Genomic DNA, 18,510 nt, shown 5'->3' with positions numbered 1-18,510 from the left:
AGATTCGATACCAGATTTTCCTGCCATGCATCCTGAGGAGGCTTTCTGCGTTCAGATGGCAGTCCCTCCTGCATCAGGATGCAGTTTTTCTGTCATGTGTGCAGGAGAGAAAAGCAAAGAGAGAGTCCAACCGAGATGCGTTCTATCTGGCTGTTTGCCTCTCTTGCGGTCACGACCTGTTTTCCTTCTTCTGCCAGCCATGCCGAACCTGTTGCCCTGACCCATGCCCGAGTGATTGACGGGACCGGAGCAGAAGCGCGGATCGATATGACAATCGTGATCGATCGTGGTCAGATCCTGTCTATCGGCCAGGCCCCTGTGGCAGGCGCCAGAATTATTGATCTGCAAGGTAAGACCGTGATGCCTGCGCTGATAAGTGATCACAGTCATGTCGGTCTGGTTGAGGGAATGTCGACCGCCTCGCGCAATTATACGCGTACAATAATCCTGGCGGCACTTGAGCAATACAGGCGTTATGGAGTCCTGACGGTTACGGCGCTTGGACTGAACAAGTCACCACTTTTCGATCAGCTGCGCCGGGAGCAGCATCAGGGCATCAATCCTGGCGCTGATCTCTTTGGTGTGGACCAGGGAATTGGCGCTCCAGGCGGCATGCCGCCGGAAGCCATGGTTGAGAATATGGGACATGATCAGATCTTTCGGCCCCATACTCCGCAGGAAGCTCGTCAGGCTGTTGATCGTATGGCCGACGAGGGTACAGATCTGGTCAAGGTCTGGCTGGACGATCTGCATTTGACCAATCCTGCAAAACCTCCGCTGCCCCTGCTTGGCGCCTCTGTGTGGCAGGCCGCAATTGTCGAGGCTCATAAACGGCATCTGCGTGTTGCAGTGCATATTCATGACCTCGATCTGGCACGCCAGGCACTTGCCCATGGTGCTGATATTCTCGCTCATGGTGTACGTGACAAACCGGTTGATACTGCTTTCGTAACGCAGCTCAAGAATACGGCTCATGGTATATCCCTACTCTCTCACTTGATGAATCGACTTATTATTTCGCCGAACATCCTGAAACACTTGGGCAGAGAGCAGCCAATGAGGCCATGTCGCCAGCGTTGCGAGAGACTGTAGGTCAGGAAGTCTGGCGTAGGGAGACCCTCGCCAAACCGACGACAGAAGCCGCGCGAACTGCACTGGCCATGAACAAACGCAACCTGCTTGCTCTGTATCGTGGAGGTGCAAAAATTGGCTTCGGGACTGATTCAGGAGCAACGCCTCTTCGTTTACCCGGCTTTGCTGAGCACAGAGAGCTGATCCTGATGGTACAGGCAGGGTTAACGCCATTGCAGGCAATCAATATCGCAACGCAAAAGGCAGCCCTGTTGCTGGGACTTCAGGATCGCGGCGTATTGTTGAGTGGCAAGCGGGCGGATTTTCTGGTCATTGACGGTGCTCCCGATCGATCCGTATCTGATATTGACCTGATATCTCAGGTCTGGCAGCGCGGTGAGCCTGTCTCTGACGGACTTGTTTCCAAAGGAAATACACCATGAACCGTCATATCGGGGTTTTATCGGGGGTAATGCTTCTGGCTGCCCCGTCTTTCGCTCTGGCGCAGCAGGGGCCCGCCGCGATGTCCGGTCATTATGCTGATGGCACTGGCAACAGCATGATTGACAGGCTGAACGCTTCACAACTCAACGATAATTACAGGGGGCCTTATTATCATCGTGGAGAGGCGCCGCCAGCGTTCAGGCCGGTTCAGCTTCCCCCCGAACCACCGCCACCAATCCGGCATCCTCCAAGACATCATCTTCATCCGATGTCTCCAGACCGACAAGAGGTGCCTCTGCCGCCACAACCGCGCTAAAGTCTGATGACACTGGCGGTTATTCTGGCAGGAGGGAGGGGAGAGCGGCTTGGCGGTTGTGACAAACCGCTCCTTTCCTTGGGGAAGAACAGGATCCTTGACCAGTTGGTGTTGCGTCTTTCCCCGCAGGTCTCCCAGATTGCTCTTGCAATAAGACAGGAACAGGACAGCTTCAGGGGTTGCGGCATGGAGCTTCTTCCAGACTCACGATCCGGCAAAGGACCGCTTGTCGGGATCCTTTCCGCAATTGAATGGGCCAGTCGCAAGGGTGTGTCTTCTGTTCTTACCGTACCTGGCGATACACCCTTCATCCCCTATGATCTTGTTACGAGACTTTCTCCAGCTCCATCCTGCGCGGAAAGCTTGGGGCGTATGCACCCTCTCGTAGCATTCTGGCCGACTGCCTGCCTCCCGGAGTTGCACCAGCATATAAATCTGGCTCTGGCATCAGGGTTACGACGACAGATGGCTGTGCGCCCTTTTTCTGAGAAGATCGGTATGCGCCAGGTCTCGTTCGATAGCGATGCTGGCGATCCTTTTTTTAATATCAATACATATGAAGACCTGGCTGCTATAAACCAGACTGCTTCATGATCCGGTCTGTATCAGACCAAATTCTCTTAGTGCCGGAACAAAATTCTCGTTTTCATGCTGTGATCGTGCCAGTTTTACCAGAGCAAAGCGCTGAAGAGCGTGCAGCCTCTGCCAACGGGCCAAATCCGGTGGGGATACCTTGTCACGTTCAGCCTGAACCAGAATGCAGGTGGGCACCACAGAGACATCCCTCCACAGGTGATCGTCGCTGCCGGCCAGTGTTCTCAGAGGCTCATCGCAATATTTGGCAATCAGTTTTACAAGGGTTTCGCGATAGGCTGCCTGCTCATCAACCGTCTCGCAAGGCGAGTGCAGAAGTTGTCTGCGGATTGTCGGCAAGAGCTGGCTCCACTGGCGCAGACTCAGCTTTATACCGCATAGATCAAGCTTGAGACGCACCTTCATGGGTATGCAGCGCAGCGTTCCTGCAAAATCCTGCTCGAATGCAAAGAAATCGTCTGTGGGATCGAAACTCATACGCCAACCATTGTGACAGCCTCAGGTTCAGGTTTGACTAGGCGATGCGCACCGCAAAAAATGGCGAGGCGATCAGGCCGGGCATTACCAATCAGAGTCATATCAGCCTTTCGTGCAACCTGTATTGCACGATCGGTGGGAGAGGAAATGGCAACGAGTGTGGAGATGCCCAATGTGAGGGCTTTTTCAACCATGTCATAAGAGCATCGACTGGTCAGCAGGCAGAAGCCACGTCCCGGCTCACGGGGGGACTGGCTGAGAACACCGATCAGTTTGTCGAGGGCGTTGTGGCGTCCCACATCCTCGCGCACATAGTGAATCACTCCATCAGGTGACGCCCAGGCTGCAGCATGGACCATATGCACTTTCTGATTGAGGACCTGTTGGTCAGGAAGCGCGGCCAGAGCCTTCTTTATGGCTGCCAATGGCACAGGGTGCGCGGGCAGGTTTGGCGGGTCTGTTGCGATATCATCCAGGTCGGTCACGCCACAGAGACCGCAACTGCTGCTCCCGGTCAGAAAACGCTGCCCCCTGCGTATCAGGCGACTGAAATCGGCACCCGGGATAAGAATATGCGCGGCAAGCTGATTATCAAGGCGGTCGATATGACAGGAGATAAGGTCAGAGGGTGAGGCGATGATCTTTTCGGTCAATACGAAGCCGAGAATGAAATCATGAAGGTCAAGCGGGGTCACCATCATGACCGCATGGACATGAAATTCATTGAAGATCAGGGTAAGCGGCTTTTCTTCAGCAATGCCGAGTTCGATCCGCTCCTGCTCACCGTCAGGGCCAATTGTGATAGCATGGCGTAGTACATGGGCTGCAGCCAGACTGTCTGGTCGTATTGTCATGGCGCCCTCGCAGATGAGTGAACCCGTACGGGGATTGATTTGGCGGCAGGAGTGCCGCTGATTTCATCGTAATGGTTGAGGGGTAAAAGCGGATTGAGTTCTGGATAATAGCCTGCAATGGCTCCACGGGGCAGGGGATAGGCGATGGCAACCAGATTCTGGACGCGTCTTGTAATGCCGTCTGTCGAAAGCGTTTCGAGGCTGACAACCATCTCCTGTTCAAGGCCTCGTTCCTGCATGTCCTCTTCATTCATGAAAACGACCATGCGGGTATTGTAAACGCCTCGGTAGCGGTCATTCATGCTGTAAATGGTCGTATTGAACTGGTCATGCGAGCGAATGGTCGAAAGACGCAGCATGTCGTTGTTCTCAACATGGTCATCGACTTCCAGACCGGGAAAGACCAGAAATTGCGCCTTGCCCGAAGGGGTTTTCCATTCCCGGCGTCGTGGTGGAATGTCGAGATGAAAACCCTGTTTGTTCCGTATCCGGGCGTTGAAATCGGCATAGATCCCGGGATAGACGTCCGCAATACGATCGCGGATCAGGCCATAATCGGTCTGGAACAGGGACCAGGGGATTGTGCTGTCGGGGAGCGTTACCTGTGCCATGCCGCAGACAATCGCGACTTCTGAAAGCAGGTCAGGACTGGCAGGCTCCAGTACGCCGCGTGATGCAGTCACGTTCGACATGGCATCTTCGATGGTGACGAACTGCTCTCCTGTCGCTTGCCGGTCAATCTCCGAACGCGAGATCACAGGCAGGATCAGGGCATTGCGGCCATGGACGATATGGCCGCGGTTGAGCTTCGTCGCAATTCCTACGGTCAGATCGAGGCGTTGCATCGCTTCATAGCCACGCGGCGTGTCAGGAATGGCATGGATGAAATTGCCGCCCATGCCGATAAAGACCCTGGCTGTCCCGGCAAGCATGGCTTCGACTGAATCCACGGCATGATGACCATGAGTGCGTGGCGGTTCAAATCCGAATACATCACGCAGACGATCGAGATAGGCCTGCGTCGGTTTTTCATCGATACCTACCGTACGGTCACCCTGTACGTTGGAATGGCCACGTATAGGGGCAATACCGGCGCCCCGCTTGCCAAAATTGCCACGTAGCATCAGAAAGGCGGCAAGCTGCTGGATCATGCGCGCACCCTGCTGATGCTGGGTGATCCCCATGCCAAAGCAGATGATCGATGCATTCGAGCGCGCATAAATCGAGGCCGTGCGCAGGATCTGTGCTTTTTCAATGCCTGATATACGCTCGATTGCCTCCCAGTCCTGCTGCATGACTTCTTCACGCAATGCGGCGAAGCCCTCGGTATGCTTCTCGATGAAATCGTGATCGAGAACGTTTTCGCCCGCCTCGTCACGCTCGAAAAGCGCTTTCATCATGCCTTTGAAAAAGGCGAGATCGCCACCGATCCGGATATGAACGAATTCGGTCGCTATGGCGGTCGAGCCGCCTGTTGCCATCATGACCGGGTCCTGCGGTTCCGCAAAGCGGATCAGTGCGCGTTCCGGCATGGGATTGACCACAACGATCGGCACATTGCGTTTGCGGGCATGGGCCAGCAGTCCCATCATGCGCGGTGAGTTTGTGCCGGTATTCTGGCCGACAATGAATATGGCTTCGGCGTGGTCGAAATCGTCCATGACGACCGTCCCCTTACCGATCCCGATGGCAGCGGGCAGGCCCCGGCTGGTCGGCTCGTGGCACATATTCGAACAATCGGGAAAATTATTCGTGCCGAAGGCGCGCACGAAAACAGAATAGAGAAAGGCAGCTTCGTTGGAGGTGCGACCAGAAGTGTAGAATTCGGCCTGATCAGGCGATTCAAGACGACGCAGATGATTGCCTATCAGATCGAAAGCCTCCTGCCATGAACAGGGAACGTAATGATCCGTTTTCGGATCGTAACGCATCGGCTCGGTCAGACGTCCTTGCTCCTCCAGCCAGTAGTCACTTTTCGTGGCGAGTTCGCTGACAGGATATTCGGCAAAAAAGGTTCTCGTGACGCGCTTCTTCGTTGCCTCGACAGCGAGTGCCTTGACCCCGTTCTCGCAGAATTCCACTTTCTTGTGGCGGGTCGGATCAGGAAAGGCGCAACTCGGGCATTTGAAGCCACCTGGCTGGTTCATCGCCAACAAGGCGCGAGAGCCCTTGCTGACAACGCTCTGTTCCAGAAGGGCTTTTGCCGTGGCCTTGACCGCACCCCAGCCTCCTGCCGGATGATGATACGGCTTGAAGAGGGTTTTGCGATCAGGCATCAGGCGGATCTCCGTCAAGGGGGCAACCGCTGCCACCATATACACATCAACCTTTCCAACGTCGGAATCGCTCCCTCATATCTGCGTGAGGCTGTCTAGAAGCTGCTTACCATCGAGAAGAAAGTACCTCGTCTCTGGCCATACTGAGCCTGCGTCACGCCGATACCGCTGCCATCACGCAGCTGATAGCGGTGATCAAACAGATTGACGACGTCGAAACGTAGTTTGAGGCTGTGTCCGACCGGGACTTTAGTAAAGGTATGGGCATAGCCAATATTGAAAACCGCGTAGGAGGGTTGTTTCTCCAGATTGGCAAAACCGCTTCGCAACCCGTAGCCATAGAGGAAGTCGAGATAGGCCATGTCATGCTTGTTGCTGTATGATACGCCTGCCGATGAAGTGAATTCACCCTGGTGATCAAGCTGGATTCCGTGATTTCTGACATAATCGAGTTCAGCCACTTCGAACTGATACTGTGCCGAGTTTATGTCTTTTGCCCAGGTCTTGACGAAAGAGAAATTGCCATAGATCGACCAGCCGCCATGGCGCCATGAATTGCCGATTTCAGCACCATAGACACGCCCGCGTCGGTAGCTGAATGGCGCCAGAATGACAGCACGGCCGAACTGGCCGAGATCGCCCTGATCATGCGCCCATTTGCCGTAGGCATCGATCGTGATCTGATAGTCGGGCGTGATATGTTGCAGGATACCGACATCGACATAGTGTGATTTCTCCACGCGTGTCGGGGTGTTCAGCATCGTTTGTGGTGCGTTGGTTGTGCCTGCAAATTTTGCGAGTGTCGTATCCGAGATATACTGAGGTGAAGGAGGCGCGAAATAGCGCGAATAACCGAAGTGAACAGTTGTTGTTCCTGTCGCTTTCCAGACCATATTGGCGCGCGGGCTCAGTTGACCTTCGTTGTGGAATGAAGAAGCGAAACGATCATAGCGCAGGCCGTAATTGAAGGTCAGTCTGGGTGTTATATGGAATTCGTCTTGGATGTAGGCCCCGGCTTCAACAGCCCAGTTACCACTATTGTCTATAATCCTTCTGGGATTGATTGAGATCTGTTCTCCTGATTCATCAACCGGAAACGCGAGTGTGTTCGTATCAAGACGCTCGGACGTATACTGACCGAGCAGCCCGACGCGCAGAATGTGATGTGGGGCGATGTTGTAGGACGTGTCGAGTTGCAGCCCGCCTGTGGTGAAGTCATTGACCTCATGCTGGGAAATACCCGAGAAGGCGAGGTCCCGGTCCGGATCATTGCGGTATCCGATACGACCATAACGGAAAAAGGGAGAAACCTGCAGGTTCGTTTTCTCGGTGCTGCGCTGATAGGACAGTACGGCATAATAATTCTGTTCGGTTTGTCCGTTTCTCAGCAGGCGCGACTGAATATCCCGATCCTCAGGAGCTATGGTCGAGGACTGGTACAGGATGGGCAGACCCGTTGTGTTGGGAAGCTGGAAATCGGCATAGGATGCGCTGGTCAGAAGACTGATGCGACTTTCATCATCCAGTTGATAGGCAAGATAGCCAAAAGCTTTCTCCTGCTGGGTAAAGTCATGGGTTGGTCGGAAGGAACTGGTCGGATTTTCAATGCCGATATCATTGCGGTTGTAGGAAGCAGTGACGAAATAGTCCCAACGGTCTTTCGAGCCGCCGAGCTGCAGGGATGGTACGAACGTGTTGTAACTGCCTCCGTAGAGTGAGAACTGGTTGTTCTTCAGAGTGTCTCCCGTCTTCGTCTTGACATCGATGATGCCGGATGTGCGAAAGCCGAACTGGGCGGGGAGAGTGCCTGTCAGGAGATCGACTGACTGGATGATGCGACTGTCAAGTTCTTGCCCGAAACCGTTCAGTCCCTCGGGGAGCAGGACACCATTGACACGGTAGGTCAGACCACCATGCTCTCCGCGGACATGCACCTCGCCATAAGATCCATGACTACCCCAGGCAGCCGGAGGAGAATTTGACTGAAAGCGGCATTCTCGCCGCCAGGCGTGGCCTGTATCTGTCTTTGATCAATGCCATATGAGACGGCCCCCAGTCCTGGTGCAATGCGACCACGCATCTGATCGAGATGAGCCGTCACGATAATATTTTCATGACCCGAGGGAGGCTGCCCGGTTTCTCCGGCAGCTGAAGCGCTTTGACGAGGTTGCCTGCAAGCATCCCTCAAGGCTTTGTCTGCAGCAGTTTCCGGTGGGCCGGATGATACTGGCTGAGGCAGATTTTTGCATGACCGGGCGTTTTCCGGCACGGATCGCCTGCCTTTCTGATCTTTTTGAGGAGTGAGAGCTGACGCGCTGCTGACTGGCCTGTCAGCAGCGCGCGCTGTTGTGGTCATAGTGCAGAGAAGGGGCGGTGCCAGTAGTGCCGGGGTCAGGGTGGCAGCCGAATGCCAATAAGCAGATGCCTTAAGGATTCTCCCAAGCTTTTTTAGATAGCAATTGCTATACTGTGAGCGGAGAGAGAGCATAAGGCGATCCTTCATGATGATAGTGACAGGGGAAACCCGCCTCAGGCGGCGAGAGTGTCGTAAAGCAGCTTGAAATTCAGCAGCAGAATAATCCCGGCTACAGACCAGGACAGCAGCTTCATGCCGGGTGAAATCGTGAAATGCCCCATCTTGCGTCTGTCAGACACGAACATAACCAGTGGAATGACAGCAAAAGGGAGCTGAAGTGACAGCACGACCTGGCTGAATATGAGCAGTTTGCCCACTCCGTGATCACCATAGAGAGCTGTGACGGCTACAACCGGCAGCACGGCGAGACCGCGTGTGATCAGGCGACGCGCCCAGTGCGGAATGGTCAGATGCAGAAAACCTTCCATCACGATCTGGCCGGCCAGTGTACCCGTGACGGTCGAATTCGTTCCCGCTGCCAGAAGAGCTACGGCAAAAAGCGTTGAGGCAACGCCCATTCCAAGAACGGGAGAAAGCAGGCGATAGGCATCTTCGATTTCAGCGACATCCTGATGGCCCGTACCATGGAAGGCTGCCGCCGAGACGATCAGGATTGCAGCATTGATGAACAGAGCGAGCATAAGCGCGACGGTGCTGTCGAGTGTCGCCCAGCGCAGGGCATCCTTTCGCCCTCTGTCGTCTCTCCTGTAGTCGCGGGTCTGCACTATGGAGGAGTGAAGATAGAGATTATGCGGCATGACGGTCGCGCCGATAATGCCAATAGCGATATAGAGCATGGCCGGGTTTGTGACGACGCTGGTGCGTGGCAGAAATCCAGAGAGCACCGCCGCAACGGGCGGCGAGGCTGCGGCGATTTGCACGCCGAAACACACGGCGATGACAGTCAGCAGAGCGATGATAAACGCTTCGAGATAGCGAAAGCCGCGATTCATCAGAAACAGCACGATCAGTGCATCGAATGCAGAGATCAGCGCTCCGAAAAGCAAGGGGATATGAAGAGCAGTTGCAGCGCGACAGCCGTACCGATCACCTCTGCCAGATCGCAGGCAATGATCGCGAGCTCACAGGTGAACCATAGCACGAACGAAATGGCTGGTGAGAAATGATCGCGACAGGCCTGAGCCAGATCGCGGCCTGTCACGATGCCGAGCCGGGCTGCTAGCGCCTGGAGCAGAATGGCCATCAGATTGGAGATCATGATGACAGAAAGCAGGGTGTAACCGAACTGGGCACCACCCTGCAGGTCTGTCGCCCAGTTGCCTGGATCCATATAACCTACGGCCACCATATAGCCGGGCCCGACGAAAGACAGGAAGCGACGGAACCATCCCGCATTTTCCGGTGCAACATGCACTGAGGAGAACACTTCCGGCAGGCTGTGTCCATCAGCCTCGAGCGCACGGGTGAAGCGCCACGAAGCGCGGACCGCCCTAGGGCGGTCTGGGCAGGTGATCGGTTCTTGTGCGGGAGGAGGACATGACATGGGATATTACTCAAACCTAAGGCTTATAGATATGCAATATGCTATATTGCATATTGTAATGGATTCAGGACCGATAACGTCCTGTTGATCAACTGGTTGATGCAGGATGCATGTGTCTGATCAAGACAGGAGAAAGACTGTTGTTTTCGCCCAGATCTTGCTAGATTATATGAGAATGATTCTCAACTGTATTTTTGGGATATGGCAGTAAGGAATGTCCCGTCATGATATCTATGACTTCATCTCCCGACCCGGCGCTTTCGGCGCTGAGTGGCGTGCCGGAAACGATGCTTATCACTCTTGCCGCTCGTCTTCTGGCGCCTGACCATACCCCTGAACTTCCATTTCATGATCCTTCCGCAGCAAACGTAGCTGCGGGTCTGGGTTTCGATCCGGCTCGTTTTGTGGCGGACAGGAAATCGATGCGAGGCACGATTCTCAGGGCCATGTGGTTTGACCGCGCTATCGAGAGCTGGTTCGATCGTTACCCCGCCTCGATGTGTCTCAGTTTTGGATCCGGGCTCGATATGCGCCAGAACCGTCTCAGGAATGCCGGCGCAGCTCTGTGGTATGATATCGAACTGCCTGAAATTCTGGCTCTGCGAGAGCGCGTCCGGCCTGCAGGCATGATTGGGGCGAGTCTTGTCAGCGATGCGTCAGGGCCGGAATCCTGGCTACGAAGGCTTCCTCATGTTGCCGGTCAGCCTGTTCTGTTTTTTGCAGAAGGCGTGTTGATGTATCTCAAGTCCGATTTTGTCTGGAATCTGCTGGAAAAGGTGAGTGCTTTTGCAATTGCCAGAAAGGCGCCGGTATCCATTATCTTTGATTATGTTTCGCCCTTTGTTGTCAGGCATTCACACATGAATGCGAGTGTGCGTCAGACAGGCGCGCGTTTTGAGTGGTGTCTGCGTACTCCGCAGGAGGTAACTGACCGTATGAAAGGGCTGGAACTGTGCGAGCAATCCGATCTGGCTCGTCACGTCACTTTTGGGGCGAGTTGCGTTTCACGTCTTTACAGGTTGTTGAGCGGTGGATCATTTCTCTGTGGAGCTGTGCGCCTCGAAGGCTTGCCATAGAGTGTCTGATCAGTTCTTGTTCGGGCGAGAGAGCAGGTTGCCAAGGCCGCTTGCAAGCGCACGATCAAAGGCTGTCAATGTCTCGTCACTTACATAATGCTCGATGCCTTCGGCATCCACCCGAAGTTTCTTCACTGATCCCAAGGCACGCAGAAAACTCTCGACGATGCGATGACGGTTTTTGGCCTCATCGGCCACGTTCTGGCCCTTGGTGGTCAGAAAAACGCCACGATAGGGTCGGCGATGTACATAACCTTCGGTCGAAAGCCGTGTCAGCATCTTGGCGACTGTAGGCTGTGAGACGCCCAGCCGGGTTGCAATATCAACCTGTCGCGCCTCACGTCCCTCAGCCAGAAGGTCGGCAATCAGTTCAACATAGTCCTCGATCAGGGCTTGGCGTCGCGCCGCCCGATTGAGACGAAATCCTTCGGATTGCGTGTCCACGTCAGGAAGCGTGACTTCTGACATTTCCTTTGTCTCGTCGGTATGATCGTTGGGTTTCATGATGCCGCCTGTCATGAAGTTCCTCATTGCAGATAAGGCGGCTCATCTCAACCAGGCTTGTCCTGTGGAAACGTTGTCTGGTCTGTCCGGCCATGTCATGTCTTTGTCCCCCGGATGAGACTTGTAGCAGGAAGGAGAGGATATGGCCGATCTCGACAGCATTGTTGCCGAAATCGCGCATGAAATGCGAGGGATTACCGAACGCGGGCAGGTAGCCGACTACATCCCGCCTCTGGCCTGTGTCGATCCGGATAAATTCGGTATCGCCGTGCTCGATGCAGGGGGCGGCGCTCATGTGGCCGGCGATGCGGATGAGCCATTTTCGATTCAGAGTCTTTCCAAGGTTTTCGGGTTGACGCTGGCCCTTACGCTCGAGGGCAGCGCGCTCTGGACCCGTGTGCGTAAGGAACCGTCAGGCAGCGCTTTCAATTCGATTGTCCAGCTTGAAAGCGAGTCGGGTATTCCTCGAAATCCGTTCATCAATGCAGGTGCGATTGTCATTGCCGATATTCTGGTTTCCCAGCTCGGACGGCTGGGTGCCCGTCAGGCCCTGCTCGATTTCGCACAATCTCAATCGGGTGCCGCTGAAGAGGTGTTTATCGACGAGAACATGGCGCAGCAGGAGCGAGAAACGGGGTTTCGTAATGCTGCCCTTGCCAATTACATGCGCACTTTCGGCAATATCCGAAATCCGATTGAAGATACCCTCGACCTTTATTTCCATCAGTGCGCGTTGACGATGTCATGTCGCCAGCTTGCCAGAATTGGCGGCTATCTCATGACCGGCGGTGTGGATCTCCAGTCCGGGCGCATGGTGACGTCAGTACCAATACGCGTACGATCATGGCATTGATGATGATGTGTGGTCATTATGATGGCTCAGGATCTTTCGCTATCAGGGTGGGTCTGCCTGGCAAATCGGGGGTAGGTGGCGGGATTCTCGCTATTGCGCCGGGACTGGCCTCCGTCGCTGTGTGGTCGCCCGGGCTGAATGCACAGGGCAATTCCCTGATTGGTACACTGGCACTTGAGAAGCTGGTACAGAAGACAGGCTGGTCAGTCTTCAACCCCTTTCCATTATCGGTTCAGAAAATAACCTGATCAGCTGCAAGGAATGCCTGCATGAGCAAGATTACCCAGTTTTCGACAATCGGTGCCCTGATGGCAGGGTATTTTCACGGCGAGGCACCGCTTTCGGCCTTCTGTTCGCACAGGGCTTTCGGTCTGGGGTGCTCTGCCGGGATCAGTGGCGAACTGACCATTCATGATGGTCGCGTGCATGAAGCGACAGCCGGTGAGACCCTGCACTGTCTGTCACCGGAGGTGGAAATACCGTTTGTGCAGGTGACGGATTTCACACCTCAGCAGGAACATGTGGTCATGTCCATCACTCATGAGAATGTTGAGGAACAGCTGGGACGGTTTATCAGGGCTGATAATATTTTCCTGGCAGTTTCGATAAGCGGGCATTTCGATCAGCTCGTTCTGCGTCGTCCCTATCGCGCGGATGGAAGCAGTCGCAGCGTCAATGACGTTGCTGCAGCTCAGAAGGTGGATCGCCACGAGGCGATCGAGGGACGCCTGATTGGCTTCTGGACTCCTGAACTTTTCGGACGTGTTTCAGTCCCCGGTTTTCATTTTCATTTTCTCGACGAGGCATCGGTGGTAAGTGGCCATGTTCTCGAGTTTTCGGCTCCCGAGGCCTTGCTGAGCTTTGAGGAGAAAACCACAATCGAGATTGTGAATCCGTCCAGCAAGGCCTTCAAGGCACTTGAGATTGATGTGGGCGCGCTGGACGAGATGATTAACCGTATCGAGAAATAGAAAACCCGGTCTGTCAGACGGAGTTCACCCGGTGTGGTGAACGTGTTTTGCGCGGAATTCCGAACAGAGCGTCTCGGCTCCTCTGGCCAGAACACCGACATCACTGCCAATGGCTACAAATCGGGCACCCATTTCAACATATCGTCCAGCCAGGCTCAGAGTACTTGTCAGTATACCTGCAGGTTTACCTGCATTCATGATCTTGTGCAGTGCAGCTTCGACATGCTGCTGCACTGCTGAATGCGCCGGATCACCACGATGCCCGAGATCTGCGGCGAGATCGGCTGGCCCGATGAAAACGCCATCTACGCCTTCGATCTGAACGATCTCGTCAAGTGCAGCAAGTCCGGCTCGACTCTCAATTTGCAGGAGAAGACAGATCTCGTTGCCTGCAGTTGCGAGATAATCAGGAATTCTGTTGAAGTCAGAGGCACGCGCCAGAGCGGCACCTACACCTCTTTTCCCTTCGGGGGCGTACCGCACGGCGCTCACCATCTCTCTTGCCTGAGCAGCACTTTCGATCATGGGCACAAGCAGGGTTTGCGCTCCAACATCAAGAAGCTGTTTGATCATCCAGGGTTCAGGCGCTACTGGCCGGACAACAGCTGCACTCTTACTCCCCTTGAGGGCCTGTAGCTGATGCATGATGGTCCTGAGATCATTGGGCCCGTGCTCACCATCTATCAGCAACCAGTCATAGCCTGTACCGGCACAGATTTCAGCAGTATAGGCATCTGCCAAAGCCAGCCAGAATCCGATAAGAGGGGATTTTTCCTGCAGGGCCGCTTTGAAAAGATTTCTGGGTGCCGGCATCTCACGCATTCCTTTCGAAGAAACAGCTGATGGTTCCGTATCTTCCGTAGTCGGCCATGATCGTATCGCCTTGCCGGGCTTCAACCGGACGGATGAAGGATCCTGACAGGATGATCTGCCCGGCTTCGATACGCCCACCATATTGATGAAGCCGCATCGCCAGCCAGGCAATGCCACGTGCCGGATGACTCAGAACCCCAGCCCCGAGACCCGTTTCTTCCACAACCGCGTTTCGGGAGACAATGGCACCCACCCAGCGCAGATCGACATCATCGGGCCGAATTCTTGTGTTGCCGAGCACAATCCCGGCATTGGCCGCGTTGTCTGAGACAGTGTCGATAATGGTGCGGGGTATCCCGCTCTCCGGGTCTTTCCGCTTTACTCTTGTGTCAAGAATTTCCAGTGCGGGCACGACATAGTCTGTTGCTGCCAGAACGTCGTGCATCGAAAGTGATGCCCCTTCGATGTTTTCCCGGAACACAAAAGCCAGTTCCGCCTCGATGCGGGGCTGAATGAACCTGTCGGGTGGTATGGTTGCGCCATCCTCGAAGAGCATATCATCAAACAATACCCCTGAATCAGGCGTATCGATCCCGAGGGCATATTGCATGGCTTTCGATGTCAGGCCGATTTTCCAGCCGATGATCTGCCGCCCGCCAGCCTGCTTGACCCGGACCCATTCTCTCTGGATCGCATAGGCATCATCAAGCGTCGCCTGGGGATGAAGCAGAGAGATCAACGATCTGTTCTCTTGTTGTCTCAGCCTTGTCGAGGGCGGTAACTGCAGCCTGTATCTGATCTGGCGTCAGCATGATGTGCTAGGCCTCTCATCCGCAACCGGATTTTCAAGGCAACCCAGACCGGTCGCCTCGACCTTTACCACATCTCCCGGTTTCAGCCATTGGGGCGGTTCCAGCCGTGCCCCCGCACCGGTCGGTGTTCCTGTGACAATCACGTCGCCTGGAACGAGTGTTGTGAAGGTCGAGATGTAAGCAATGATTTTTCTGAACGAGAAAATCATTCTGTCGGTAACGTCATTCTGCCTCAGTTCACCATTGACCCGCGTGGTGAGGCTGACGTTCTTCAGTTGTTCCTCGCTCCGATACGGTATCAGCCAGGGACCAATGGCGCCGGAGGCATCAAAATTCTTCCCTTGTGTGACGTTGAATTTTGCATGCCTGACCCAATCCCTGAGGGTCCCTTCATTGCATAAACTCAGAGCTGCAATGTGGTTGAGAGCCTGTTCCTGACTGATTCTCCGCCCTTGCTTGCCGATTATGATGACGATTTCGCCTTCATAATCCAGCTGGATCGACTCAGGCGGGCGACAAAGGGGCTGACGATGCCCAACGAAGCTCCTCGGAAAGCGGATGAAAAGCGAAGGATTTTCAGGTGCTTTCTGCCCGTCCTTGTATTCTTCGTTCCGGTCGGGAAAATTCACTCCCACACAGATGATTTTCTCGGGGTTGATGACCGGGATGAGATACTCGATCTCGCTTTCCCTGAAATCAACCCTGACTGGCGCCTCCCGCGCAAGAGTCTCAAGAGCGCCTGCCTCGATCACTTCACGCAGCCCTGGCCAGATATTGCCATAAGTCTCGCTGAGATCTGTGATTCCTTCAGGGTGCCACAGACCGTAACGCGTCCTGCCTGCTGCCTTGAATGTCAAAAACCGGGAGGTCATGTCTGTCTTTCCTTATCCGATGCCACACGCTGCCCCTTACCGGAACGGATAGGGGGCAGCGTGTGGCTGTACACCTGTCAGGGCGCGATAATCGGGCTTGCCTTGAGCGTTGGCTCGCTGGGTTCGACGCCAGCAAATGTGCTGCCATGCTCGAACCATGAGCGCGGTGCAGGCGCGCCCCAGAGCGTCTGTCTCTGAGGATCTTTCAGATCCCAGCGGATTGGCTCGTTATCGGGGTCAACAGTCTGGTAATCGGAGCAATAGATCTCGATGCGATGACCGTCAGGATCGAGGATATAAAGGAAGAATGCGTTCGAGATGCCATGTCGTCCGGGGCCGCGCTCGATATTGGCCAGATAGCCGGTCGTTGACATCAGATCGAGCAGATCAATGATGTTCAGAGGTGTCGGTACCCAGAAAGCCGTGTGGTGCAGACGTGGACCTTTGCCACAGGTAAACGCAATGTCGTGAACGCCTCCCTTGCGATGCATCCATGCGGCCCAGAGCCGGCCGGATTCTTCTTCTTCCGTATATTCTGTCGCACGGAAGCCCATGTTGTTATAGAAGGCGACCGACTTGTCCACATCCGTCGAGAACCAGTTGAAATGGTCGATACGGAGCGGTTTCACGCCGTGATACAGAGCGTATTTCTGATGGATCGGCGGCAGTCGGTCCATCTTGTAATAGAATTCGAGCGGAATTCCGGCGTGGTCATGGGTCTTCATTGTCCGTCCCTGATAGGGGCGTTCAACCCATTCGACGGCATGACCCAGCATCTGGAAATATCTGGCAGCCTTATCCAGATCGACCTCTGAGTAGACCTTGAAGGAGAGGGAACGAACCTCAGCCTTTTCACTTCTCGTCAGGATAATACAGTGATGACCGCGTTCTTCCATGGCGCGGAGATAAATAGTCTCGTTATCTTCGTCAGTAACCTGCAGGCCTAACGTATCTACATAAAATGCGCGGCTGGCAGCCAGATCCGTCACTGTGAAATTGACATGGCTGAGACGAACGATGTTGAATTCAGGATATAGATTGAATGGTGCAAGAGCCATTATTTTTACTCCCCCTGTGGGATCAGGATGATCCCGGGATACCGGGAACATTCATCAAAACCTGGTTGAATTATCCGAGACGAGGAATGTGATGGGTCGTGGTCGCGAATGAGACGTTCTTCGTTTCCATATAGAAATCGAACGACCAGTCTCCTCCATCGCGCCCGATCCCGGATGCCTTGACCCCACCAAAAGGTGTATCAAGGTGTCTGACATTTTCAGAATTCACCCAGATCATCCCTGCCTCGATCTTCTCCGAGACACGGAATGCGCGGGTGACATCTGAAGTCCAGAGATAGGCGGCAAGGCCGTAAGGCGTATCATTGGCAATGCTGACTGCCTCGTCTTCTGACGAGAAGGGAATCGCCGTCAGAACAGGGCCAAAGATCTCTTCCCTGGCGACGCGCATGGTATTGCTGGCGTGCGTGAATAATGTGGGCTCGACATAGCAGCCCCCGCCAGGACCAGCATGTTTTTTGCCGCCAGCAGCGATCCTTGCGCCATCTGCCTTGCCGATCTCGATATATTCGAGAACCTTCTTTTCATGAACAGGATGAACGAGAGGGCCAATGACTGTTTCCGGATCGAGGGGATGGCCGACCCTGATGGCCTTCACCCGTTCGGCCAGAGTAGCCATGAATGAATCATAGATCTCGGCCTCGACAAGCAGACGCGACGACGAGGTGCAGCGTTCGCCGTTGAGTGAGTAGATCATGAACAAGGCAGCATCGGCTGCCCGCTCGAGATCGGCGTCCTTGAAAACGATAACCGGGTTTTTCCCACCCAGTTCGAAGTGAAAGCGTTTCAGCGAGTCAGCCGCCTGCTTCATGATCATTGAGCCGGTCCGGCTCTCGCCGACAAAGGCAATCGCCTTGACATCCGGGTGCTGCGTCAGAGCCGCACCGGCATCCTCGCCAAACCCGTTGACCACGTTCCATACACCCGGGGGCAGACCGGCATCTGCAGCAATGCGCACCAGAAGGGAGGCGGTAACCGGAGAGAACTCAGCAGGCTTGTGGATCACAGTGCAGCCTGCGGCCAATGCAGGGGCAATTTTCCATGTCGAGAGCATGAAAGGCGTGTTCCACGGCGTGATGACCCCAACCGGCCCGACCGGGTAACGGGTGGTGATATTGGCCTGGCCAGTCGTGGGGAGCGACAGACCATTACGTGCAGATGGAGCCTTGTCGGCAAAATAGCGGAAATTCTCCGCACCGCGAATGGCAGCCTTTGACATGAAGCGCAGGGCCTGCCCGGTATCAATGCATTCCAGAAAGGCGATTTCTTCTGCATGCGCTACAATTCCGTCAGCAACGCGATGCAGGATTTTCTGTCTCTGGACGCCGCTCATTGCGGCCCATTCAGGCTGTGCAGCCTTGGCTGCTTTCGCCGCCAGGTCAATATCGCGCGCATCACCGCGAGCAACCCGGGCAAGCGGTTTCAGATCTACCGGTGATATTGTTTCGAACTGCTCGCCACTGATAGCCTGTCGGCTTTCACCATTGATGTAGTTGGATACCCCGCTCTTGCGGACAGATTCCAGATAGTGATCAAGCTTTTGAAGGTTTGTTTGCAGGTTTTCCATTGTCACACCCGTGC

18 protein-coding genes and 1 pseudogene are annotated in these 18,510 nt (G+C 54.7%); 8 read left to right on the top strand and 11 right to left on the bottom strand.

What is annotated here, in order from left to right; all coding sequences use genetic code 11:
• The first annotated feature begins 135 nt into the window (after positions 1–135).
• The 4 genes from JCM25354_RS16555 to mobA are packed head-to-tail and all read left to right on the top strand — an operon-like array spanning position 136 to position 2,425.
• Positions 136–1,092, top strand: a complete 957-nt coding sequence (locus JCM25354_RS16555) for an amidohydrolase family protein (RefSeq protein ID WP_243443895.1) — start codon at positions 136–138, stop codon at positions 1,090–1,092.
• Positions 1,065–1,514 carry an amidohydrolase family protein gene (locus tag JCM25354_RS22140; RefSeq protein ID WP_243443894.1) on the top strand — a complete coding sequence of 150 codons (450 nt, stop codon included), beginning with the start codon at positions 1,065–1,067 and terminating at the stop codon, positions 1,512–1,514. Before JCM25354_RS16555 ends, JCM25354_RS22140 begins: the two co-directional genes overlap by 28 nt.
• The gene (locus JCM25354_RS16550) at positions 1,511–1,831 is read left to right on the top strand and encodes a hypothetical protein (RefSeq protein WP_051537213.1); all 321 of its coding nucleotides are present in this window, start codon (positions 1,511–1,513) and stop codon (positions 1,829–1,831) included. Before JCM25354_RS22140 ends, JCM25354_RS16550 begins: the two co-directional genes overlap by 4 nt.
• A gap of 6 nt (positions 1,832–1,837) precedes the next feature.
• Positions 1,838–2,425 carry a molybdenum cofactor guanylyltransferase gene (gene mobA / locus JCM25354_RS04235; protein WP_084294630.1) on the top strand — a complete coding sequence of 196 codons (588 nt, stop codon included), beginning with the start codon at positions 1,838–1,840 and terminating at the stop codon, positions 2,423–2,425.
• Here mobA and JCM25354_RS04230 read toward each other — a convergent pair.
• From JCM25354_RS04230 to JCM25354_RS16540, 5 genes and pseudogenes are all read right to left on the bottom strand, one after another.
• Positions 2,420–2,902 carry a nitrate reductase associated protein gene (locus JCM25354_RS04230; protein WP_025885084.1) on the bottom strand — a complete coding sequence of 161 codons (483 nt, stop codon included), beginning with the start codon at positions 2,900–2,902 and terminating at the stop codon, positions 2,420–2,422. The two genes, mobA and JCM25354_RS04230, sit on opposite strands and share 6 nt — an antisense overlap.
• Positions 2,899–3,756: a formate dehydrogenase accessory sulfurtransferase FdhD gene (gene fdhD, locus JCM25354_RS04225; RefSeq protein ID WP_025885083.1), complete on the bottom strand. Its 858-nt coding sequence runs from the start codon at positions 3,754–3,756 to the stop codon at positions 2,899–2,901. Before fdhD ends, JCM25354_RS04230 begins: the two co-directional genes overlap by 4 nt.
• The gene (locus tag JCM25354_RS04220; protein ID WP_025885082.1) at positions 3,753–6,032 is read right to left on the bottom strand and encodes an FdhF/YdeP family oxidoreductase; all 2,280 of its coding nucleotides are present in this window, start codon (positions 6,030–6,032) and stop codon (positions 3,753–3,755) included. Before JCM25354_RS04220 ends, fdhD begins: the two co-directional genes overlap by 4 nt.
• Positions 6,033–6,127: 95 nt before the next feature.
• Positions 6,128–7,966, bottom strand: coding sequence for a TonB-dependent receptor (locus tag JCM25354_RS16545; RefSeq protein WP_243443893.1), 1,839 nt, complete (start codon positions 7,964–7,966; stop codon positions 6,128–6,130).
• Positions 7,967–8,561: 595 nt separating this feature from the next.
• A pseudogene (locus tag JCM25354_RS16540) lies at positions 8,562–9,952 on the bottom strand (Nramp family divalent metal transporter).
• A 224-nt stretch (positions 9,953–10,176) separates the two neighbouring features.
• Here JCM25354_RS16540 and JCM25354_RS04205 point away from each other — a divergent pair.
• Positions 10,177–11,028 (top strand): class I SAM-dependent methyltransferase, encoded by an 852-nt coding sequence (locus JCM25354_RS04205; protein ID WP_025885081.1) that lies wholly within the window; start codon positions 10,177–10,179, stop codon positions 11,026–11,028.
• 9 nt (positions 11,029–11,037) lie between these two features.
• Here the strand turns inward: JCM25354_RS04205 and mntR are convergent, their stop codons facing one another.
• Positions 11,038–11,532 carry a manganese-binding transcriptional regulator MntR gene (gene mntR, locus JCM25354_RS04200; protein ID WP_243443892.1) on the bottom strand — a complete coding sequence of 165 codons (495 nt, stop codon included), beginning with the start codon at positions 11,530–11,532 and terminating at the stop codon, positions 11,038–11,040.
• 142 nt (positions 11,533–11,674) lie between these two features.
• Here mntR and JCM25354_RS16535 point away from each other — a divergent pair, with 142 nt between their 5' ends.
• Genes JCM25354_RS16535 through JCM25354_RS04190 form a run of 3 tightly spaced genes read left to right on the top strand, consistent with a single transcriptional unit; the run spans position 11,675 to position 13,356 of the window.
• Complete coding sequence (locus JCM25354_RS16535; protein WP_369345724.1) at positions 11,675–12,385, top strand: glutaminase; 711 nt, start codon at positions 11,675–11,677, stop codon at positions 12,383–12,385.
• Positions 12,376–12,633, top strand: coding sequence for a glutaminase (locus JCM25354_RS23310; RefSeq protein WP_369345723.1), 258 nt, complete (start codon positions 12,376–12,378; stop codon positions 12,631–12,633). The genes JCM25354_RS16535 and JCM25354_RS23310 overlap by 10 nt, the downstream gene beginning before the upstream one ends.
• Before the next feature lie 21 nt (positions 12,634–12,654).
• Positions 12,655–13,356, top strand: coding sequence for an acetolactate decarboxylase (locus tag JCM25354_RS04190; RefSeq protein ID WP_025885079.1), 702 nt, complete (start codon positions 12,655–12,657; stop codon positions 13,354–13,356).
• A gap of 24 nt (positions 13,357–13,380) precedes the next feature.
• Here the strand turns inward: JCM25354_RS04190 and hpaI are convergent, their stop codons facing one another.
• The 5 genes from hpaI to hpaE all read right to left on the bottom strand — a co-directional run bounded on the left by hpaI (position 13,381) and on the right by hpaE (position 18,496).
• Positions 13,381–14,169 (bottom strand): 4-hydroxy-2-oxoheptanedioate aldolase, encoded by a 789-nt coding sequence (gene hpaI / locus JCM25354_RS04185; protein WP_025885078.1) that lies wholly within the window; start codon positions 14,167–14,169, stop codon positions 13,381–13,383.
• Between the two features lies 1 nt (position 14,170).
• Positions 14,171–14,908 (bottom strand): 2-oxo-hept-4-ene-1,7-dioate hydratase, encoded by a 738-nt coding sequence (hpaH, locus tag JCM25354_RS16530; RefSeq protein ID WP_243443891.1) that lies wholly within the window; start codon positions 14,906–14,908, stop codon positions 14,171–14,173.
• Positions 14,909–14,974: 66 nt separating this feature from the next.
• Positions 14,975–15,853 (bottom strand): fumarylacetoacetate hydrolase family protein, encoded by an 879-nt coding sequence (locus JCM25354_RS04175; RefSeq protein ID WP_025885077.1) that lies wholly within the window; start codon positions 15,851–15,853, stop codon positions 14,975–14,977.
• A 77-nt stretch (positions 15,854–15,930) separates the two neighbouring features.
• Positions 15,931–16,911, bottom strand: coding sequence for a 3,4-dihydroxyphenylacetate 2,3-dioxygenase (gene hpaD / locus JCM25354_RS04170; RefSeq protein ID WP_025885076.1), 981 nt, complete (start codon positions 16,909–16,911; stop codon positions 15,931–15,933).
• A gap of 70 nt (positions 16,912–16,981) precedes the next feature.
• Positions 16,982–18,496, bottom strand: coding sequence for a 5-carboxymethyl-2-hydroxymuconate semialdehyde dehydrogenase (gene hpaE, locus JCM25354_RS04165; protein WP_025885075.1), 1,515 nt, complete (start codon positions 18,494–18,496; stop codon positions 16,982–16,984).
• Between the last annotated feature and the right edge of the window lie 14 nt (positions 18,497–18,510).

Source organism: Asaia prunellae JCM 25354, assembly GCF_000613885.1.
GTDB lineage: Bacteria > Pseudomonadota > Alphaproteobacteria > Acetobacterales > Acetobacteraceae > Asaia > Asaia prunellae.
This window is presented reverse-complemented; position numbering and strand designations above follow the sequence as displayed.